Genomic DNA, 19,604 nt, shown 5'->3' with positions numbered 1-19,604 from the left:
TGATACCGATTCCCATTATACCAGCGCGTGATTGGCAGATGCAAAAAAACACCTGAAAGGCCGACCAACTTCGGGTCACCGTTCAAGTGTTTTCCTAACTTACGTCATTTGAAATTGGGCATGATGAAGTCTGCTATAATGGCCGCCTGCTTCAAGAAGCTCTTCGTGTTTTCCTTGCTCCGACACGCCATCCTCAGTGACTACGACGATGCGATCGGCATTCTTAATTGTTGCCAGACGATGCGCGATAACGAGCGTCGTACGGCCTTGCGACAGTTCAGCAAGCGACTGCTGGATTGCGGACTCCGTCTCGGTATCGAGCGCAGAAGTAGCCTCATCCAGAATAAGAATTGGCGGGTTCTTGAGGAACATCCGTGCAATCGCAACACGCTGCTTCTGACCGCCGGACAGCTTAACGCCTCGCTCGCCCACGATCGTGTCCAGCCCCTCCGGCAAGGACAGAATAAATGACTCCAGCTGTGCTCGTTTCGCAGCCTGCATCAATTCAGCGTCTGTCCCATCCATCTTGCCATACTTGATATTATCCCGAATCGTTCCCGAGAACAGGAATACGTCCTGCTGGACGATACCGATCCCTTTGCGCAGTGAATTCAGCTTCATATCGCGTATATCGCGGCCGTCGATCGTAATGCTTCCTGCATCAACGTCATAGAAACGGGGCAGCAAGCTGCATAACGTCGTTTTCCCGGCTCCGGAAGGACCGACGAACGCGAACGTCTCGCCTTCTTGGATGGTTAAGTTGATATGCTCGAGCACTTTAGATTCATTTTCGTAACCGAAGCTGACGTTTGTGAACTCGATATTGCCGCGCAGGTTCTCTACTACGATTGCATTGGGCCGATCTGCGACCTCCGGTTCGGTCTCAAGCAGCTCGATATATCGCTTGAAGCCTGCAAAACCTTTCGGATAACTCTCGATAACCGCATTGATTTTCTCAATTGGCCCGATAAACACGTTAGCGAGCAATAAGAATCCGACAAACTCCCCAATTGTCAGCTCTTGCTGAATAACGAACCAAGTGCCGCAGACCATAACGAACAGGGTCACAAAACGTTTCAGCATGTAGCTGAGCGAAACGTTGGCCGCCATGATTTTGTAAGAAAGCAGCTTGGTTAAGCGGAAACGCTGATTGTTGACCTGAAACTGCTCCTTCTCGAACTCCTCGTTCGCGAAGGATTGAACAACGCGCATGCCGCCAACATTATCTTCTACGCGCGCATTAAAGTCCGCAATATCGCTGAAGAGCTGATGGAACGCCCTGGTCATTTTCTTGCTGAAGACGATGGCCAGCCATACCATGAGCGGTACAACAACAAAGGTGAGAAGCGCCAGCTTCCAGTTAATCAGCATCATTAATGTGAATGCGCCCACCAGCGTCATAACGGCAATAAACAAATCCTCCGGCCCGTGATGGGCCATTTCACCGATTTCAAGCAAGTCATTGGTAAGCCGGGACATCAAATGACCTGTCTTCGTATTATCAAAGAATCGAAATGAGAGCTTCTGAATATGATCGAACAGCTTGCGGCGCATATCGGTTTCGATATTGATGCCCAGCATATGCCCCCAATAGGTTACGACATAGTTAAGAAACGCGGTAAATGCATAAATGGCAAGCAAGGCGATACACGCCCAAGCGATCAGGCTCCAGTCTTTCCCTGGCAGCAGCTTATCTACGAATTGATTGACCGCAACGGGGAACCCCAACTCCAGAAAGCCTGCGAAGATGGCACAGCAGAAATCCAGATAGAACAGCCCTTTATAGGGCTTGTAGTACGTCATGAAGCGTTTAAGCATAGCGAGAAATACCCTCCCTTACTGTTGATACTGCTGATGAATGATTATTTGGCCCGTGTGAGCAAATATAGAAAATACGGTGCTCCGATAATGGCAACCACAATCCCTGTTGGCACATCGTACATACGAGCAAGCGTATCTGAGATAATGAGCAGCAGACCGCCTGTAACTGCCGAAGCTGGCAATAAGTACGTATGCTGTGGACCAACAAGCCTGCGTGCCAAATGAGGTCCGATCAGCCCAACAAAAGCGATTCCGCCGCCAACCGCTACACAGGAAGCCGCTAGTGCAACGGCTGCCCCGTACAGATACAACCGTTCGCGGTTAAGTGCCGTACCCAGGCCGGAAGCCGTCTGATCCCCTAAATTCAGCACGTCCAGCACGCGTGCCTTGTAGTAGACAAAGGGCAGTAGCACGACGATCCAAGGTAATAACGCCAGGACGAAACGCCAGTCCATCCCAAGCATGCTGCCAGCCAGCCAAACCTGAACGAATTTAAATTGATCCGGGTTGAGCTTCAGCGTCAAGACGAGCATAAAGGCTGAAATCCCGGCAGCTACCGCGATTCCGACAAGCAGAAGTCGAATGGTCGAAATGCCATAATGACGTCTATAGGAGAGACCGTAGATTAGTGCAGCTGTAGCTCCTGCTCCAACCATGGCAAGCAGAGGCAGCAGAAAAATGGCATGGTTTATCGGTGTTACGGATATATACAGAATGACGATCAGTCCAGCCCCGGCGTTAATACCGAGGATCCCGGGATCGGCCAGCGCATTTCGCGTAACCCCTTGCAATATGCAGCCCGACACCGCGAAACCGGCGCCGATCAGCAGTGACATTACGATCCGAGGCAGGCGGAACTGATAGAGGATCAGCTCCTGATTAGCCGTCCCATTGCCAAGCAGTGTATGTATCATGTCGCTAGGCGAGAGCCTCAATGTGCCTGTACTCATACTTATAATGAATACAAGGATAATGAGACCGCCCATCAACCCTATAATTGTGTATGCCCGCTTCTTCCGTGCTTTCTCTGCAGGAGTAACTGTAAAGGTGTTCATTACAGCTCCCTCCTTTCTTTAATCGCCAGATACAGGAAGAATGGAACGCCAATGACTGCAATAAGTGCACCCAGCGGCGTTTCGGAGTATGGATTGAACATACGGGCGCCAATGTCCGCAACGATAAGCAAGAGCGCGCCAAGGACAGCAGAGCACGGAATGATCCAACGATAATCGACGCCTACCAAATACCGTGCGATATGCGGAATGATGAGTCCTACGAAGCCAACAGCCCCAACGACGCTAACTGAAGCTCCGGCTAAAATAAGCACGAGGATCGTTCCGATCAGCTTTATCAGCCCGGTACGTTGCCCAAGACCAATTGCAATATCTTCACCAAGGCTTAACAGCGTTATCGAACGCGACATCATGATCGCAGCGACAATACTGCCCAATATCCAAGGCGAAATGATACGAATTTGCGCCCATTCCACGCCTGCCATGCCGCCGGCGAGCCAGAAGGCCAGCTCTCGGCCTACTTGATAATGAATCGCGATCGCGTCACTAATTGCAAGCAGCAGCGCAGTTACGGCAGCGCCTGCAAGAACCAGACGCACAGGTGTAAGGCCGCCTTTGACAAACGCCCCTGTTCCAAACACAAGTGCAGCAGCCGCAGCGGCGCCGAAGAATGAGAAGAACATGAGATTCACGAATGACATACCGGGAAAGAACGCAAAACATACCGCCAGCAGAACGCCTGCACCGGCATTAATGCCCAGCAAGCCCGAGTCTGCCAATGGGTTGCGCGTCATTCCCTGCATAATCGCCCCAGCTGCGGCAAAAGCCGCTCCTGTCAGCGCACCTGCCAATACACGCGGAATACGCAGCTCCCTGATGATTTGGTGCTGAGTCAAATCCGTATTAAAGTGAAAGAGCGCATCCCATACCGTCGATAAGGATGTGTCAGCGGCTCCAACACAAATAGATATAGCTGCAGTCAGAACTAGTGCAAGTGTACCGAAAATAAGGATAAGTAGGGCAGCGAGCGGCCGGGAATGAATGGCCAATTGCTGTGTTTGTGAGGATGATTGAACGTCCACTTCAAAATAAACCACCTTTGCACGGATGACAAACCTATAGCTTGATTGCGATCATTGAGAATTATTTTCATTTCCATAATAAAGAGTTCAGCGCCTCTTGTCCATTTATTTGCCCAATGTTTCCTAAGAACGTGCAAGTTTTATGTGAAAAAGGTACCATTCCTTGAACAAGTCTCAGATGGAGGTGATTCTCATGGATCCCAGCATCGATCGCGGGATTGACCGTCTGGTTCATCACCTGCTTGGCAAACAAAGTCAAGATGGCAGTTGGCGACTTGGATTCATTGATAGCGGAACGACCACTGATGCGGCTGCAGTTATGCTGTTCACCAGCGCTGGCATTCAGAAGCCTGCGCTAATCGCTTCCTTATGTGAGCGAATCTTAGCCAAGCAAGGTGCTGATGGAGCTTGGCGTGTCTATCCCGATGAGGAGGATGGTAATCTCGCCGCGACGGCAGAATGTTATTTTGCCTTACAATTTGCCGGACTATCACCTTCTGATCCCCGAATGAAGCAGGCTCGCGCGTGCATCGACAAGCACGGAGGACTCTCACGTATCAATAGCTTGTTGACAAAGTTCCTGCTTGCGGTTGTCGGGCAATATGAATGGCCGCGCTGGTTCCCTGTACCACTCTCACTGCTGCTGCTGCCTCCGACCTCGCCGCTTCACTTCTATCAATTCTCCGGGTATGCTCGTGTTCACATGGCCCCGATGATGCTGCTCGGATCTACCAAACCTGCTTTCACGCTGCCTCATATCGAACCGCTTCGCTTCCACTATGAGGATACTTCGCTTGAGCAGCTGTTAGAGCAGCAGAACAGTTGGCAGCAGCATGTATCCATGCGAATCCCCTCTTTGCAAGGAATATCGCCGCTTACGGCCCTTAACAAGCAAGGTACAGCTCGCGCGCAGCAATACATGCTGGATCGAATTGAGGCGGACGGTACGCTGTACTGTTATGCCAGTGCGACCATTCTAATGATTCATGCGCTTCGCGCACTGGGATTCGAAATCGGTCATCCTATTATCATGCAAGCTGTTGCAGGGCTGGAGTCACTATTGCTTCGCGATAATCATGATCTCACTGTGCAGAATACGACCTCCACTGTATGGGATACCGCATTAATTAGCCACGCCCTCCAAGAAGCAGGCGTACGCGCCAATCATCCGAGCATTCGATCCGCGGGCGATTATTTATTGAAGCACCAGCATTCAAAGCTTGGCGACTGGAAGCTGAACGTGGAGCATCCGCTGCCAGGCGGCTGGGGCTTCTCTGACTCGAATACGATAAATCCGGATCTCGATGACACTACAGCTGCAATGCGCGCTATTCACGGACTCACCAATGAAATTCCCTATCAGCATGCTCGTGAACTCGGCCTGCAATGGCTGCTGTCCATGCAAAACGCCGACGGAGGCTGGGCGGCATTCGAGCGCAATGTGAACAACAAAATCATCAGCTGGGTACCGCTCGATGGCGCTGAGGATGCCGCTACGGATCCATCAACACCGGATCTAACCGGCAGAACGCTGGAATATTTGGGCAGGCATGCCGGGCTGACAACCGCTCACAGTCACTTCATGCGCCGAGCTGCAGACTGGCTCTATAGCGCGCAGCAGGCTGACGGCTCATGGTACGGCCGCTGGGGCGTATGCTATATCTATGGCACTTGGGCTGCGCTCACCGGCTTGATTGCCGCCGGGGAGTCACCGAATCATCCGCAAATTCGCAAGGCCAAGGAATGGCTTCACCGTATTCAACTGCCAGATGGCGGATTTGGCGAATCCTGTCGCAGTGATCATGTGAAGCGATACGTCCCGCTCTCCTATTCCACGCTGTCGCAAACCGCGTGGGCGCTCGATGCGCTTGTCGCCGTTAACGATCAGACCTCCCCTGCCATGGAGCAAGCATGCGATTTTCTGTTACGTGCATTAGATTCGGAGGACCCGCTTCCAAAGAAGTATCCGACCGGAGCAGGATTGCCCGGCTATCTCTATACGAAATATGAGAGCTACCCTTTAGTATGGCCGCTTCTCGCACTAGCAAATTACCGCAATAAGTTTGGAGGCGGCTCGACTTCAGTCAATTAAAGCTCGTAAGCGCGAAAAAAAGGGACTATTCCGCACGCACGTAATTGCGCGGCGGAAAGTCCCACAAGCCGGTAACTTGAAAATGGCAACTGCTTAGAAATATAGAGTAACTTCAATTAGCGCTGCAAACGCCAGTACATATTGTTCAAACGCAGCTCATTACAGAATGCGAGCGGATTTGTCGAATTATCGATGATCACACACTCAATCCCTGTCATCTCTGCCCAGTCCACCAGCTGCTCAGCCGTAACCTCATACGAGAACACCGTATGATGCGCGCCGCCTGCCCGGATCCACGCTTCTGCGGAATCTTTCAGGGATGGCTGCGGCTTCCAAAGCACACGTGCAACCGGTAGTTTCGGCATATCATGCGGTGTTTCTACGGCATCGACAATGTTCACGATGAGACGGAAACGATTGCCCACATCAATAAGCGATGCGTTCACGGCCTGACCGCTGCGACCGTTGAAGGTCATACGGGCTGGGTCAGCTTTGCCGCCGATGCCTAGCGGGTGAACTTCAAGACGAGGCTTGCCTTCGGCGATCGTCGGGCAAATTTCAAGCATATGCGCGCCAAGAATGAGTTCATTGTCCGGCTCCAGATGGTACGTATAGTCCTCCATAAAGGAAGTCCCTTTATTGCCGGCAATCGTCTTCATCACACGAGTAAGCGCCGCTGTCTTCCAATCGCCTTCGCCGCCGAAACCGTAGCCTGCCTCCATTAAACGCTGCACCGCAAGCCCGGGAAGCTGCTTCATGCCGTGCAAATCCTCGAAGGTTGTCGTGAACGCCGTGAAGCCGCCTTCTTGGAGGAATGCCTTCATTCCGAGCTCAATACGTGCCTGCTCCCGGATCGATTCCCACTTCTCAGCACTGGAACGTGTTTCAGGCGTAATCTCGTAAGCCGCTTCGTATTCGTCCGTCAGCGCATTCAGCTGCTCTTCCGTCACCTGCGCGATATAAGCTGCCAGATCTCCGATTCCGTAGCCGTTAATCGACCAGCCGAACTTAATTTGTGCTTCTACCTTATCGCCTTCTGTAACAGCAACTTGACGCATATTGTCGCCGAAGCGGGCTACTTTAAGCGAGCGGCCTTCTGTGAATGCCACTGATGTGCGCATCCAGCCGGCAATACGGCCACGCACCTCAGCATCCTCCCAGTACCCTACAACTACTTTACGAGCAATACCCATGCGTGCACCGATAAAGCCGTATTCTCGGTCACCGTGAGCGGATTGATTCAAGTTCATGAAATCCATATCAATGGAGTCCCAAGGAATATCGCGGTTAAACTGTGTGTGCAGGTGAAGCAGCGGCTTGCGCAGCTCGGATAATCCGGCAATCCACATCTTCGCAGGCGAGAACGTATGCATCCAAGTGATCAGACCCGCACATTGCTCGTCCGCATTAGCTGCCGCGCACAAGCTATAGATTTCTTCAGGCGTGGTTAATACCGGTTTAAACACAACTTCATAAGTAATCGCTTCATCGCGATCCAAGCCCTCTGCAATGATTCGGGAATGATCTGCAACCTCTAGCAGCGTTTCCGGTCCATATAGATGCTGGCTGCCGGTAACAAACCAAAATTGATAACGTTTAACCTGTATCACGTTAATATTCCTCCTCATGATCCTGCATTCATCAATCACTTGTACGAACATGATAGCGAAATCAAGCACCGCATCGGTACTCATACAGACAATTCCGCCAAATTCAAGCTAAAGACCAGAGTATGTACAGCTGCAAACTTGTACGTACAACTACTACCAAACTCATTGTACGCTCCTGCAGATTTGTTTTCAATACTTAATTATTAACGTTTCTATACTTAACACTTGACACTGATACACTTTGTATCATAAATTACTATTAGTGGGGCCGAAGTGTAGCTTTTTCACTAGTACTAGTTTGCGAAGAATGACGTAAGGAGCTAGAAACTATGACGATGGGAGATCGATTAAGGGAACTTCGACTTCGAAAGCACATTTCACAAGAAGAAGTCGCCAGGCAAATTGGCATTACCCGTTCTGCTTACAGTCATTACGAAATTAACAACCGCCAGCCGGTCTATGAAACGTTAAAGAAGCTCGCTATTCTTTTTAACGTATCACTGGACTACATTATCGGCGGAGAGGCTGCAAGACCAGAAACGCCTGTAACTCCTGAAGCGATCGAAATTATCCGTATTCTAAACGGCATGGATCAGGAACGCCGAAAGCAATCCATCGATCGGATGATGGCGGTTATCAGGCAAGCTGACTAACGCTTCGTAGGGTTGCAGGCAGCGCGAACCAGATCATTGTCCCTTTATCCAAGGTACTGACAGCACCGATTGTGCCGCCATGTGCTTCCACAATTTCTTTGGCAATCGCGAGCCCCAAGCCGCTGCCACCCTCGGCTGAGTTCCGGGAAATCTCTTTCTTGTAGAACCGGTCGAAAATAAAGGGCAAATGCTCTTCCTCAATTCCGCTGCCTGTATCGCTAACGGTTACGATGGTCCGTTTTGCTGTCTCATCGAAGAAAAAAGAAAGCGCTATCTCGCCCCCCTTCTCCGTATGTTTAATCGCGTTGTAAATGACATTCGCAATAACTTGATCCATTCGCGGCAGATCCAGGCGCAGAATGATGCGGTTCTGTTGTTCCATTTCATGGGCATGCCCCTCCTGTTCGGAGTGCGCACTGTGAAAATCGCATCTGAACCGCATGCCGCTGCTGACGACATCGATTTCGTAGAGATCATGCAGCTGTTGAATCCAATGACTGAGCGGAACATCCGCAAAGTCGAACCTCGTCTGTCCGGCCTCCAGCTTCGTCAGCTCGAACAAATCGTGAATCAACCGATTAAGTCCGCCGACCTTGCCCAGCATCATTCGCAGATAGCGCTGCTGCTGCTCCTCCGTTTTGACCACTCCATCTTGAAAAGCTTCCAAGTAGCCTTGCAGCAACGTAATCGGCGTGCGCAGATCATGCGAAATATTCGTCATCAGATGCCTTCGCGACGACTCCGAGCGATGCAGGTCCCGATTCGTCTGCGCCAGCGATTCATTCGCCTCACTCAGCGCGGTCGTCCGCTCTTCGATACGCTCCTCCAAATGCACATTCAACTCTCTCAGCTCACTTGAGACATGCTCAACCTGATACATGGCGCTGGAGAACCTTTTCGAAATGATAAAAGACTGCATCAGCATAAAGAAGAACAATCCCAGCGGAATCAGCTGTGCATATAGAAGCCATTCGTTGTAGAACAGCATGTCATTCAGTACCGTAACGACAAACACTGCTACCCCTGCCAAGACAAACGCAGACCCAATCCGTTTGCGAATCTTCGCCGTAATCAGGATGATTAGCGTATAGATGCTCACAACTACAACGTAAATTTGAAACCATGATATCTGTTGCGTGTACACGATTGCAGGTGTGAACAGCACAAAACCGACCAAAGTGGTCCCGATTCCGATTACGAAAGGGATCACGCGTTTGGATGCGTCCATCGGAAAGAGCCGATACACGTACAAATACCCCGCCACTGCGCTTAGCGAAAAGGCGATATATTCGATTTTCATCCCAATCTCCCAAGACAGCGGAATGAGCTGTAAAATATAATTTTCGCCGGTTACGCCGGCTCTTGCCGCAATGAATAAGCATAACAAACCAAAATGAATCGTAAACTGCTCCTGCCTGCGGAAAGCATACAAACCGATGTGATAGATCCCGATGATAAACAAGCTGCCTAGGATGAGCATTTCCTGAATGGATGCTTTCATCTGATTCGCGACAAGCGTGTCGCTGTTGCCCATCTTGAACGGAACCCAGATGCCCCCTTTGCGATGCTGGAAGTTGGATACCTGCACGATAAAATCCAGCTCCTGCTTACCTTCTACATTAAACGAGACAATCCGCGGGAACTGCTGCGCCTTCGAAGAGCTTCTGCTAGTTCCGACGATCCCTTGTTCGGCAAGCTGCTTGCCGTTAATCCAGAACTTATAGCTGCTGAAAATGTTCGGTATGCGCACGGCAAGCACATGATCCGTCGGTTTGATGAGCACCGTTAATTTATAGGTGGCATAGCCTTGTCCATTCTTAATGCCGCTGTTACCCGGGTAGCTGTTCCAGGAACGAGGAACCGTTACATGCAAACCCTCATATCTCATGGCTAACTCAGGGGTCAGCAGCTGTCCGCTGAAGAACGTCCATTCCCCTGTCAGCGGGAGCTCGCCATCCCTATCAAACGACCAATTTCGAAGATCAAGAATACCTTGTTTCGCAGCAGGATTCTCCTCGCCGCTCTGTGTACTGCAGCTTGTGAGCAGGAGTATGGGAAGTAAAAAGAGTAGAAACGATCGGAATAATCGGCGAATCATAGCAGCCTCCTGAAAAATCGTTGATTGCTCACCCCTCCCTCGATTCGCTATAATAGCCTAGGAAGAGGGGGAAGATGGAGATGAATGGTAGCAAAATTCTTGTCGTTGACGATGAAGCCGATATTACCGAGCTGATTACTTTATATATGGAACGAGAAGGTTTTGAAGTACATACGACAGACAACGGTGAAGATGCCGTCCTGCTCGCAGCCGGTCTAAAGCCGGATATGATCCTGCTGGACATCTCACTCAAGAATTTGGATGGTTTCGAAGTGTGCAAGCACATCCGAACGATTTCCAACGTTCCCATTTTGTTCATAAGCTGTAAGAGCGATGATACTGACATTATACATGGACTTACTGTAGGCGGCGATGATTATATGACCAAGCCGTTCAGTCCAAGTCAGCTGGTCGCTCGCGTTAAAGCACATCTGCGCCGTCAATCTGTGATCGGTCAATATTCCATCGACCGTGCAGTAGGCGAAGTGCTGGAATACGATGGTTTACGAATTGATTTGCCCGCGCGGACCGTTCATCTGGGCAGCAAAGAAGTCTTCCTATCGGCCAAGGAGTTCGAGCTTCTCGTCCGTCTGGCCAAAACACCGAACCGCGCTTTTGCACTCGATGATCTGTACACGATCGTTTGGGGACATGATAGTATGGGCGATACTCGTACATTGATGGTTCATGTCAGCAATTTGCGCAAGAAAATCGAGCCCGACCCTGCAAACCCGATCTATATCGTCACTGTTCGGGGAGTAGGCTACAAATTCAACGCCAAGGAAGGTTACAACACACATGTACAACGCTGATTTATGGAAAGATTACGAACTTCTTGATACCGGCAACGGAGAAAAACTCGAGCGCTGGGGCGGCTACGTGCTTCGCAGACCCGATCCCCAAGTCATTTGGCCGATCGCGAACGAAAGCGGTTTATGGAAAACAGCAGACGGCCACTATCACCGCAGCTCCTCCGGCGGCGGCGAATGGGAGTTCCGCACCAAAATGCCGGAACGCTGGTCCATCTCGTATGGCGAGCTGAAGTTTCATATTAAACCGACTAGCTTCAAACATACGGGACTGTTCCCGGAGCAGGCCGTCAACTGGACCTGGATGATGGACAAGATCCGCAAAGCCGGTCGTCCGATTCGCGTGCTGAATTTGTTTGCCTATACAGGCGGAGCTACTGTCGCTGCCGCTGCAGCCGGCGCAGAAGTGTGCCATGTCGATGCTGCTAAAGGCATGGTGCAATGGGCCAAGGAAAATGCCGAGCTATCCGGTCTTAGCACCGCTCCGGTTCGTTACATAACGGATGATGTATTCAAATTCGTGCAGCGCGAGCAGCGCCGCGGCAGCAAGTACGACGCTATCATCATGGACCCGCCTTCCTACGGACGCGGACCGAACGGCGAAACCTGGAAGCTGGAGCAAAATCTTTACCCCTTCCTTGAGTTCTGCACAACGATTCTTACAGAGAATCCGTTGTTCGTGCTAGTGAACTCCTACACGACCGGACTGTCGCCGACAGTTCTTCACAATATGCTGCACATGACGGTTGGACGCAAACATAACGGCTCCATCCACTGCGGCGAGATCGGCATCCCGATTTCCGCTTCCGGGCTTACATTGCCTTGCGGCATCTTGGGACGTTGGGAGGGTAAGTAAGATGGGTAATGACCCTGTTACAGCGCCGGCCCCGCTTCTGCCTGTGCTGTATGAGGACAACCATCTGCTTGCCGTCATTAAGCCGCCGGGCCTCCTTTCGCAGGCCGATGAAACGGGCGAAATGGATATGGTCACGCTGCTGAAGGACGATCTGAAAGCCCGCTATCAGAAGCCGGGCAATGTCTATGTCGGACTAGTCCATCGTTTGGATCGTCCCGTTGGCGGCGCCATGCTGTTCGCAAAGACGTCCAAAGCAGCTTCCCGCCTATCGGAGTCGGTTCGCAGTCGCTCATTCGATAAGCTGTATGTAGCGGTTGTTCATGGCTCCCCTGCGGCAGCTGCCGGCCGATTGCGTCACTTCCTGCGTAAAGATGCAGGCAGAAACATCGTTACCGTGCATCAGAAGCAGATACAGGATTCGAAAGAAGCCATACTTGACTATGCGGTAGTCGCCAAACAAGGCGGACTCTCCCTCATCGCCGTGAAGCTGCTGACCGGGCGCTCGCATCAGATCAGGGCTCAGATGGCCGAGATTGGCTGTCCGCTCGTATTCGATCGCAAATACGGAGCTCCCGCCGTTCAAGGCGAACAAGATATTGCCCTATGGTCGACATCCATCGGAGTAGCGCATCCGGTTACGAAGGAATGGCTTACCATTCATGCCCTGCCACCGAAGACGGAGCCGTGGAGCCGGTTTCGCGATGACGATTTCATCCGGGCACGTTCAATCCTGCCCCTGGAAGGAATGTAGGGCTTATGAATAGACGCAAACTATTGCTGTTCAGCCTACTCCTCCTCGCCCTGCTCATTCTAAGCAGCTGCGGGAGCAGTCCGCACTTGGAGCCGAATCATAACCAACCGGAGAATGTCGCGCAGGAGCCGACGCCGGATGAGGATCCACCGGCACCGGACACCGACTCGAAGCCCGCTCCAGAGGACGCTGGTGACGCTGCTAATCAATCGCCAAGTGATGATGCTAATTTATCCAAACCTGACAATCAAGGCGCTGAGAGCACGCCTCCAGCGCCCGAGAAGTCGGTTGACGCGCTTTGGGTGGCTGTTGGCGACGTAATGATGCATATGCCGCAGCTTCCCGGTGCCTATAACGAGAAAACAAAGAAATATAATTTCGAGCATTTCTTCAAGCCGATGAAGCCGATTCTTGAGCAAGGCGATTGGACGCTGGCCAATCTCGAAACGCCGATTGCAGGTAAGTCGCTTGGCTATTCCGGTTATCCGCGCTTCAATGCGCCGACCGAGCTTGGCGACGCGCTCAAGTATGCCGGCTTTACGACCATTACGACAGCTAACAATCACGCTCTGGACCGCGGCTCCAAAGGCATTGCACTGACGCTTCAGAAGCTCGAGGAACTTGGCTTCGAAACGAAAGGTACGGCACGTTCGCGGGCGGAAGCCGACCGAATTGTCATCGCAAATCGTAAAGGCATTGCAATGGGACTGCTCGCCTATACGTATGGTACAAACGGCATTCCGCTGCCCAAAGATCAGCCCTACGCCGTCTCCTTGATCGATGAAGCTAAGATGATCAGCGACATCAAGAAGCTCCGCGAGGCTGGCTCCGATTTCATTACGGTCGTGCTGCATTTTGGCATCGAATATCAGACCCAGCCTAACGAAGTGCAGAAGAATCTGGCGCGCAAGCTGATCGCTGCCGGAGCCGACATCATTGCCGGCTCGCACCCGCATGTCATTCAGCCTTACGAGATGGTTGAAACTGCTGAACCGGACGGCTCCGTAAGAAAAGGACTCATTATTTATTCCATGGGTAATTTCATTTCCAATCAACGCGGTGATTCGAAGGATTACGGCGTCGTCTATAAAGTGAACATTCACAAAGACGGTCCAACAGGTAAAACGTCCATTCAGAATGTGGAGGCGCTCCCTACTTGGGTGCACCGGGTAACCAGCAAAGGCGTGACCAATTACGACGTTGTTCCGCTGCAGCAGGTGATTGCCTCCAAATCGCTTAAAGACCTCTCCGGAACGGATTACACGTCGCTCAAGCAGATGTACAACCAGCTCATGAAACGGTTGAAATCGATGTCCGGCAAGCCGTTCAAAATAACAGGCTAAGGCAGATAGACGTAAAGAAGCGACTGTACTGGGATTCATTTTCCGGGACAGTCCTTTTTCTTTATATCCATGGCTTAAGGACTACAACGGCTACCATTACTAACTGGCTTAGAATCAAAAATGTTGCAACAAAAAAAAAGCCTGTGCGCTGCAGTTCCTCATCGGAACATGCGGATGCACAGGACTCTTTCGATTACAGCAGCCCTCTCAGACCGCACAGATTCGTTCACATATGTACAACCTACGAGTTGGCTACTTTGCCAAGCAGATAGACCAGCAGCTGTTGATTATGGGAAGAGATCCGGTCGAGCGCTTCACTGATGTAAGCATCGCGAACAGCAATACCGCGTGCAGCTTCGATTTGCCCCTTCTCGGTCACTGTCACCCATACAATGCGCCGATCGCCCTCGTCTCGATTGCGCACGACGAGACCGCCACGCTCCATTCGATCAAGCAGCGTCGTTATAGCAGCGGGTGTCGTCTCCAAATAACCGAGTAAATCCGAGGGTTTCATCGGTTGATGCTGCAGCAGCAGCTCCAGTACACTCAGTTGTCCTTCCGTTAATCCGGGAGCCAGTTCTTCCTCCAGATGCGACTTCCATTCCTTCGTCATCTTCATCCACAACCGGGCAAATTCCGCAGAAACGATGACCATCACCCGCCTTCTGTCCGATTTTATCTTATACCTTATTATACCATGCCGAAATGTCGAATATAAGGTTAATGCAGTTAATATTTTGTCTGACTAATCGCTACGAAAGAGAACCATTTGACAAGATTAGACATACATTGGTGGTATAGGCTGTTGTACCGGCTCGAAATAAGGAATGGAGCGTGATCCGCAATATGGAGGAGCGCAAGCTCGAACTTGTACGTAAATTATCGCAGATCGGCATACAAAAAGACCCACATTGGGTCGACCGGCTAGATGAACCGGCCCCATTGTGGGTCGTGCTTGAACTTATTGTAGAAATGATGGAGCGACGCGATTCTCCCCACCAGCCATTTGATTGAGCTTTACAAATCGGCGCGAACGAAGAACGTCGTTAATACATCCTTCTTATCGACCGCTGTTACCGCGCGGCCAGTCGATTTTCGATCATCAATCGGCGCTTTCTCCGTTGAAACGATCTGATTCGTGCCGGCTGCCGTTAACAGCACCAAGTCACGAGCTTCTTTGCAGTGAAGACCGCCGATGAGACCGACTCCATTCGAGCGGACCCTGCTGCCTTCCTTAAATTCGAAGGTCGCAACACCTTTGCCGCCTCGCCCTTGGATCGGATAATCAAGCAGCAAGGAACGTTTGCCATAACCAAGCTCCGTTAGGACAAGCACTTCGCCTTCGTCACCCGTCACCCACTCCGCGGCGACAATTTCATCGCCTTCGCGAACGGTAATGCCACGGACGCCTGCAGCTACACGCCCCATTGGATTGACTTCACTCTCAGGGAAGCGGATACTCATGCCGTTCTTCGTAATGAGCAGCAGCTCTTTACTGTTGTCGCTAAGCGACACACGCAGCACATCATCGCCATCTGCCAGCTTCACAGCCGCAATCGCAGTGGAACGCGATGATTTATATTCTTTCAGCTCCGTCCGTTTCACTTGTCCTCGTTTCGTAACGAAGACCAGCGTACGGTCCGGCACTTCAAAATCCTTCACAGGAATGACGCTAATAATGCTGTCGTCTTTCGGCATTGGTACGACATTGACTACGGCTGTCCCGGTATCTTTCCATTTGAACTCCGGAATTTGATGGACAGGCAGTTGATAGTACATCCCTTTGCGCGTAAAGAGCAGCAGCTGGTCGATCGTATTGACATCAATCAGCGTGCGAATAACGTCGCCTTCCTTGACGCCGGCACTTCCCAGCTCGCCGCCGGAGCGTGTGAACGATAGCTTCGAGGTCCGCTTGATATAGCCGTCTTGACTCAGTGTGACAAGTACGTCTTCAGCAGCGACGATAACCTCAAGGTTCACCTTCAGCTCTTCGACTTCGCCTTGAATGCCGGAACGGCGGTCGATGCCGAATTTCTCGCGAATTTCCAGCAGCTCTTCTTTGATGACAGAACGCAGCTTCTTCTCGCTGTCCAGAATCGAACGCAAATACGAAATCTTTTTCTGAATATCCTTCAATTCCTTCTCAATCGAAGTAATCTCCAGATTCGTCAAACGGTACAATTGGAGCGTCAGAATGGCATCGGCTTGGCGCTCCGTAAACGTGAACTTCGCGACGAGGTTCTGCTGAGCATCCTGCCGATTCTTCGATGCTTTAATCGTGGCGATGATTTCATCCAGCAAGTTAAGCGCCTTCGCCAAACCTTCCAGTACATGAGCGCGGTCTTCCGCTTTCTCAAGCTCATACTTAGAACGCTCGGTAACGACTTCTCTCTGATGCGCGATGTACGCGGTCAGCATGTCCTTCAGACCAAGCTGCTTCGGCGTTTTGTTCACAATCGCAACCATATTGAAGTTGTAGGCGACCTGCAGATCGGTTTTCTTGAGCAAATACGCCAGAATACCTTGCGCATCGGCATCCTTCTTCAGCTCGACTACAATGCGAAGACCGTTACGTCCGCTTTCATCGCGAACCTCAGCGATGCCTTCGACCTTCTTCTCGATCCGAATGTTCTCCATCGCTGTAACAAGGCGGGACTTGACGACTTGATACGGAATTTCCGTAATGACGATCTGCTGGCGTCCGCCCTTCATGTCTTCAATGATCGATTTGGAGCGGTGGTAAATCCGGCCCTTGCCGCTTTGGTAGGCGTCTCGGATACCGTCTTCACCCATGATGAGTCCGCCTGTCGGGAAATCGGGACCTTTCACAATCTCCATCAGCTGCGCAAGCTCGATGTCCGGGTTGTCCATCATGGCATTACAAGCATCGATCACTTCACGCAAGTTATGCGGTGGAATTTCCGTCGCGAAACCGGAGGAAATCCCGCTTACACCATTGACGAGCAGGTTGGGATACCGCGATGGCAGCACAACTGGCTCTTTCGTCGTATTATCGAAATTGTCTTTGAATAAGACCGTTCGTTTCTCAATATCACGAAGCAGCTCCATCGCGATTGGCGATAAACGCGCTTCGGTATACCGCATCGCTGCAGCTGGGTCATCATCGATCGATCCCCAGTTTCCATGGCCATCGATGAGCATATGCCCCATTTTCCATGGCTGCGCCATACGGACCATGCCTTCATAAATGGAGGAATCGCCGTGCGGATGATAATTACCCATTACATCACCGACCGTCTTGGCCGATTTGCGATACCCTTTGTCAGGCGTGTTGCCTGCATCATACATCGCGTACAAAATACGCCGTTGCACCGGTTTCAATCCGTCTCGTACATCGGGAATGGCGCGGTCCTGAATGATGTATTTGGAATAGCGTCCGAATCGGTCACCCACGACCTCCTCAAGAAACGCCGGCAAAAACTGTTCCAGGATACTCATGCCGAAACTCTCCTCAACTGTTATTCAACATATTCGGTAAAATCAACATTCTCAACGATCCAGCGTTTACGCGGATCTACTTTGTCGCCCATGAGCGTGGAAACACGGCGTTCCGCTTTGGCTGCATCTTCGATTTGAACCTGAAGCAGCGTACGCGTCTCTGAATTCATCGTCGTTTCCCACAATTGCTCGGGGTTCATCTCGCCGAGTCCTTTATAACGCTGCAGCTCGAAGTTCTTGCCGAACTCCTTCAAGTAATTCTGGAGCTGCTCATCCGACCAAGCGTACCGCACGGTCTCAAGCTTGCCTGATTTACGCGTAATCTTATAAAGAGGCGGCTGCGCGATAAAGACGCGGCCCAAATCAATCAATGGCTTCATGTAACGGTAGAAGAACGTCAGAAGCAGCACTTGAATGTGCGCACCGTCCGTATCGGCATCCGTCATAATGATGATTTTGCTATAATTACACGATTCCGCGTCGAACTCAGGTCCGATCCCTGCGCCGATCGCCGCGATAACCGCCTTGTATTCGTCGTTTTTAAGAATATCGAGTAGCTTCGCCTTCTCCGGATTCATCGGTTTCCCCTTAAGCGGAAGAATCGCCTGAAACTTGGAGTCGCGGCCTTGCTTCGCGGAACCGCCTGCGGAATCACCTTCGACGATAAACAACTCCGTCCGGGTAACATCCTTCGACTGTGCCGGCGTCAGCTTGCCGCCAAGGTTGGAGCTTTCGCTCTTCTTCTTGCCGCTGCGGATTTCGTCGCGCGCTTTGCGTGCAGCTTCGCGCGCTCTTGATGCCTGAACCGCTTTCTTCAACAGCATTTGTGCAACCTGCGGATTCTCCTCCAGGAAAACCTGCATTTTGTCAGAGACGATTGCATCTACAGCACTTCTGGCTGAAGAGCTGCCGAGCTGATCCTTCGTTTGACCGACAAATTCAACTTCGGACATCTTGATGTTGATAACCGCCATCATGCCTTCGCGAAGGTCGTTGCCGTCGAGATTCTTGTCTTTCTCCTTGATCATTGCGTTCTTGCGGGCATAATCGTTCATAACCCGCGTATACGCGGTTCTGAATCCGGTCTCATGCGTACCGCCGCCGCGTGTTGGGATGGAGTTTACGAACGAGGCCAAGGTTTCCGTGTAGCCGTCGTTGTACTGCAAAGCCACCTCAACTTCGATTTCATCACGTTCGCCTGCAAAATGAACGACATCATGCAGCACAGTTTTATCCTCGTTCAGAAACTGAACAAACTGCCGCGCGCCGCCTTCATAGTGATACTGGTCTTGTTTACCGCTGCGATCGTCCTTTACCGTTACCTTTAACCCGGAATTCAGGAATGCAATCTCCTGCAGCCGCTCAGAAAGCGTATCATAATTGATTGAAATATTACCGTGGAAAACACGTGTATCCGGTTTAAAGGTTACCTTCGTTCCTGTACGGTTTGTATTGCCGGTGACGACAAGTCCCGTTACCGGTTCGCCGACATGCTCTTTGCCATCGTTGTCGACCCAATACTCGAAGCGCTGCTTATGTATTTTACCGTCACGGTAAATCTCCACTTCCAGCCACTCCGACAACGCATTCGTTACGGATGCGCCTACGCCGTGCAAACCGCCGGATTTCTTATATCCGCCGCCGCCGAACTTACCGCCCGCATGCAAAATCGTAAAGACAACCTGAGGCGTGGGAATACCGGTCTTATGCATGCCGGTAGGAATGCCACGGCCGTTGTCCTTTACAGTAATCGAACCATCATTATGGATCGTTACGTCGATGGCAGAGCAGAACTTTGCCAGATGCTCGTCAACCGCGTTGTCGACGATCTCCCAGACAAGGTGATGCAAGCCCGAAGTGCTGGTGCTGCCGATATACATCCCGGGCCGTTTACGAACAGCGGTCAGCCCTTCCAGCACCTGGATGTCGTCTGCACCATAGCTGTCGGCACCCAAATTCGCTTCGCCCGCAAGATTTAACTGCTCAGTCATAGGGTCCTCCTAATAAATTTAATTGC

The 19,604-nt window shown here is 51.3% G+C and carries 14 protein-coding genes; 6 read left to right on the top strand and 8 right to left on the bottom strand.

From position 1 onward, the window contains the following. Positions 1-99: 99 nt before the first annotated feature. From AC50Y3_RS02855 to AC50Y3_RS02845, 3 genes are read right to left on the bottom strand one after another with little or no spacing between them, the layout of a single operon-like run. Positions 100-1,818, bottom strand: a complete 1,719-nt coding sequence (locus AC50Y3_RS02855; protein ID WP_494817243.1) for an ABC transporter ATP-binding protein — start codon at positions 1,816-1,818, stop codon at positions 100-102. Positions 1,819-1,862: 44 nt separating this feature from the next. Beyond that, a complete protein-coding gene (locus AC50Y3_RS02850) occupies positions 1,863-2,876 on the bottom strand; it encodes a FecCD family ABC transporter permease (RefSeq protein ID WP_494817242.1) in 1,014 nt (337 codons plus the stop codon). Next, entirely contained in the window at positions 2,876-3,916 is a 1,041-nt protein-coding gene (locus AC50Y3_RS02845; protein WP_494817241.1) for a FecCD family ABC transporter permease, read from the bottom strand. Before AC50Y3_RS02845 ends, AC50Y3_RS02850 begins: the two co-directional genes overlap by 1 nt. A 193-nt stretch (positions 3,917-4,109) precedes the next feature. Between AC50Y3_RS02845 and AC50Y3_RS02840 the strand changes: the two genes are divergently transcribed. Next, positions 4,110-6,008 (top strand): terpene cyclase/mutase family protein, encoded by a 1,899-nt coding sequence (locus AC50Y3_RS02840; protein ID WP_494817240.1) that lies wholly within the window; start codon positions 4,110-4,112, stop codon positions 6,006-6,008. A 116-nt stretch (positions 6,009-6,124) separates the two neighbouring features. Here AC50Y3_RS02840 and araA read toward each other — a convergent pair whose 3' ends face one another. Then, entirely contained in the window at positions 6,125-7,615 is a 1,491-nt protein-coding gene (araA, locus tag AC50Y3_RS02835) for an L-arabinose isomerase (protein ID WP_494817777.1), read from the bottom strand. A 332-nt stretch (positions 7,616-7,947) separates the two neighbouring features. On the opposite strand from araA, the gene AC50Y3_RS02830 reads away from it, so the two are divergent. Then, complete coding sequence (locus AC50Y3_RS02830; protein ID WP_091215574.1) at positions 7,948-8,271, top strand: helix-turn-helix domain-containing protein; 324 nt, start codon at positions 7,948-7,950, stop codon at positions 8,269-8,271. Here the strand turns inward: AC50Y3_RS02830 and AC50Y3_RS02825 are convergent. After that, a complete protein-coding gene (locus AC50Y3_RS02825) occupies positions 8,255-10,369 on the bottom strand; it encodes a sensor histidine kinase (RefSeq protein ID WP_494817239.1) in 2,115 nt (704 codons plus the stop codon). The genes AC50Y3_RS02830 and AC50Y3_RS02825 overlap by 17 nt on opposite strands. A gap of 80 nt (positions 10,370-10,449) precedes the next feature. On the opposite strand from AC50Y3_RS02825, the gene AC50Y3_RS02820 reads away from it, so the two are divergent. The 4 genes from AC50Y3_RS02820 to AC50Y3_RS02805 are packed head-to-tail and all read left to right on the top strand — an operon-like array spanning position 10,450 to position 14,128. Further along, positions 10,450-11,181: a response regulator gene (locus AC50Y3_RS02820; RefSeq protein ID WP_494817238.1), complete on the top strand. Its 732-nt coding sequence runs from the start codon at positions 10,450-10,452 to the stop codon at positions 11,179-11,181. Beyond that, the gene (locus AC50Y3_RS02815; protein ID WP_494817237.1) at positions 11,168-12,034 is read left to right on the top strand and encodes a class I SAM-dependent methyltransferase; all 867 of its coding nucleotides are present in this window, start codon (positions 11,168-11,170) and stop codon (positions 12,032-12,034) included. Before AC50Y3_RS02820 ends, AC50Y3_RS02815 begins: the two co-directional genes overlap by 14 nt. Before the next feature lies 1 nt (position 12,035). Continuing rightward, complete coding sequence (locus tag AC50Y3_RS02810; protein WP_494817236.1) at positions 12,036-12,785, top strand: RluA family pseudouridine synthase; 750 nt, start codon at positions 12,036-12,038, stop codon at positions 12,783-12,785. Between the two features lie 5 nt (positions 12,786-12,790). Continuing rightward, positions 12,791-14,128, top strand: coding sequence for a CapA family protein (locus AC50Y3_RS02805; protein ID WP_494817235.1), 1,338 nt, complete (start codon positions 12,791-12,793; stop codon positions 14,126-14,128). 241 nt (positions 14,129-14,369) lie between these two features. On the opposite strand, the gene AC50Y3_RS02800 is transcribed toward AC50Y3_RS02805, so the two are convergent. From AC50Y3_RS02800 to parE, 3 genes are all read right to left on the bottom strand, one after another. Continuing rightward, entirely contained in the window at positions 14,370-14,777 is a 408-nt protein-coding gene (locus tag AC50Y3_RS02800; RefSeq protein WP_494817776.1) for a MarR family winged helix-turn-helix transcriptional regulator, read from the bottom strand. A gap of 368 nt (positions 14,778-15,145) precedes the next feature. Beyond that, positions 15,146-17,587: a DNA gyrase subunit A gene (gyrA, locus tag AC50Y3_RS02795; protein ID WP_494817234.1), complete on the bottom strand. Its 2,442-nt coding sequence runs from the start codon at positions 17,585-17,587 to the stop codon at positions 15,146-15,148. Positions 17,588-17,607: 20 nt separating this feature from the next. After that, on the bottom strand, positions 17,608-19,578 hold the full coding sequence (gene parE / locus AC50Y3_RS02790) for a DNA topoisomerase IV subunit B (RefSeq protein WP_494817233.1): 1,971 nt from the start codon (positions 19,576-19,578) through the stop codon (positions 17,608-17,610). Positions 19,579-19,604 lie beyond the last annotated feature (26 nt).

The organism is Paenibacillus sp. J22R98, assembly GCF_059383835.1.
This window is presented reverse-complemented; position numbering and strand designations above follow the sequence as displayed.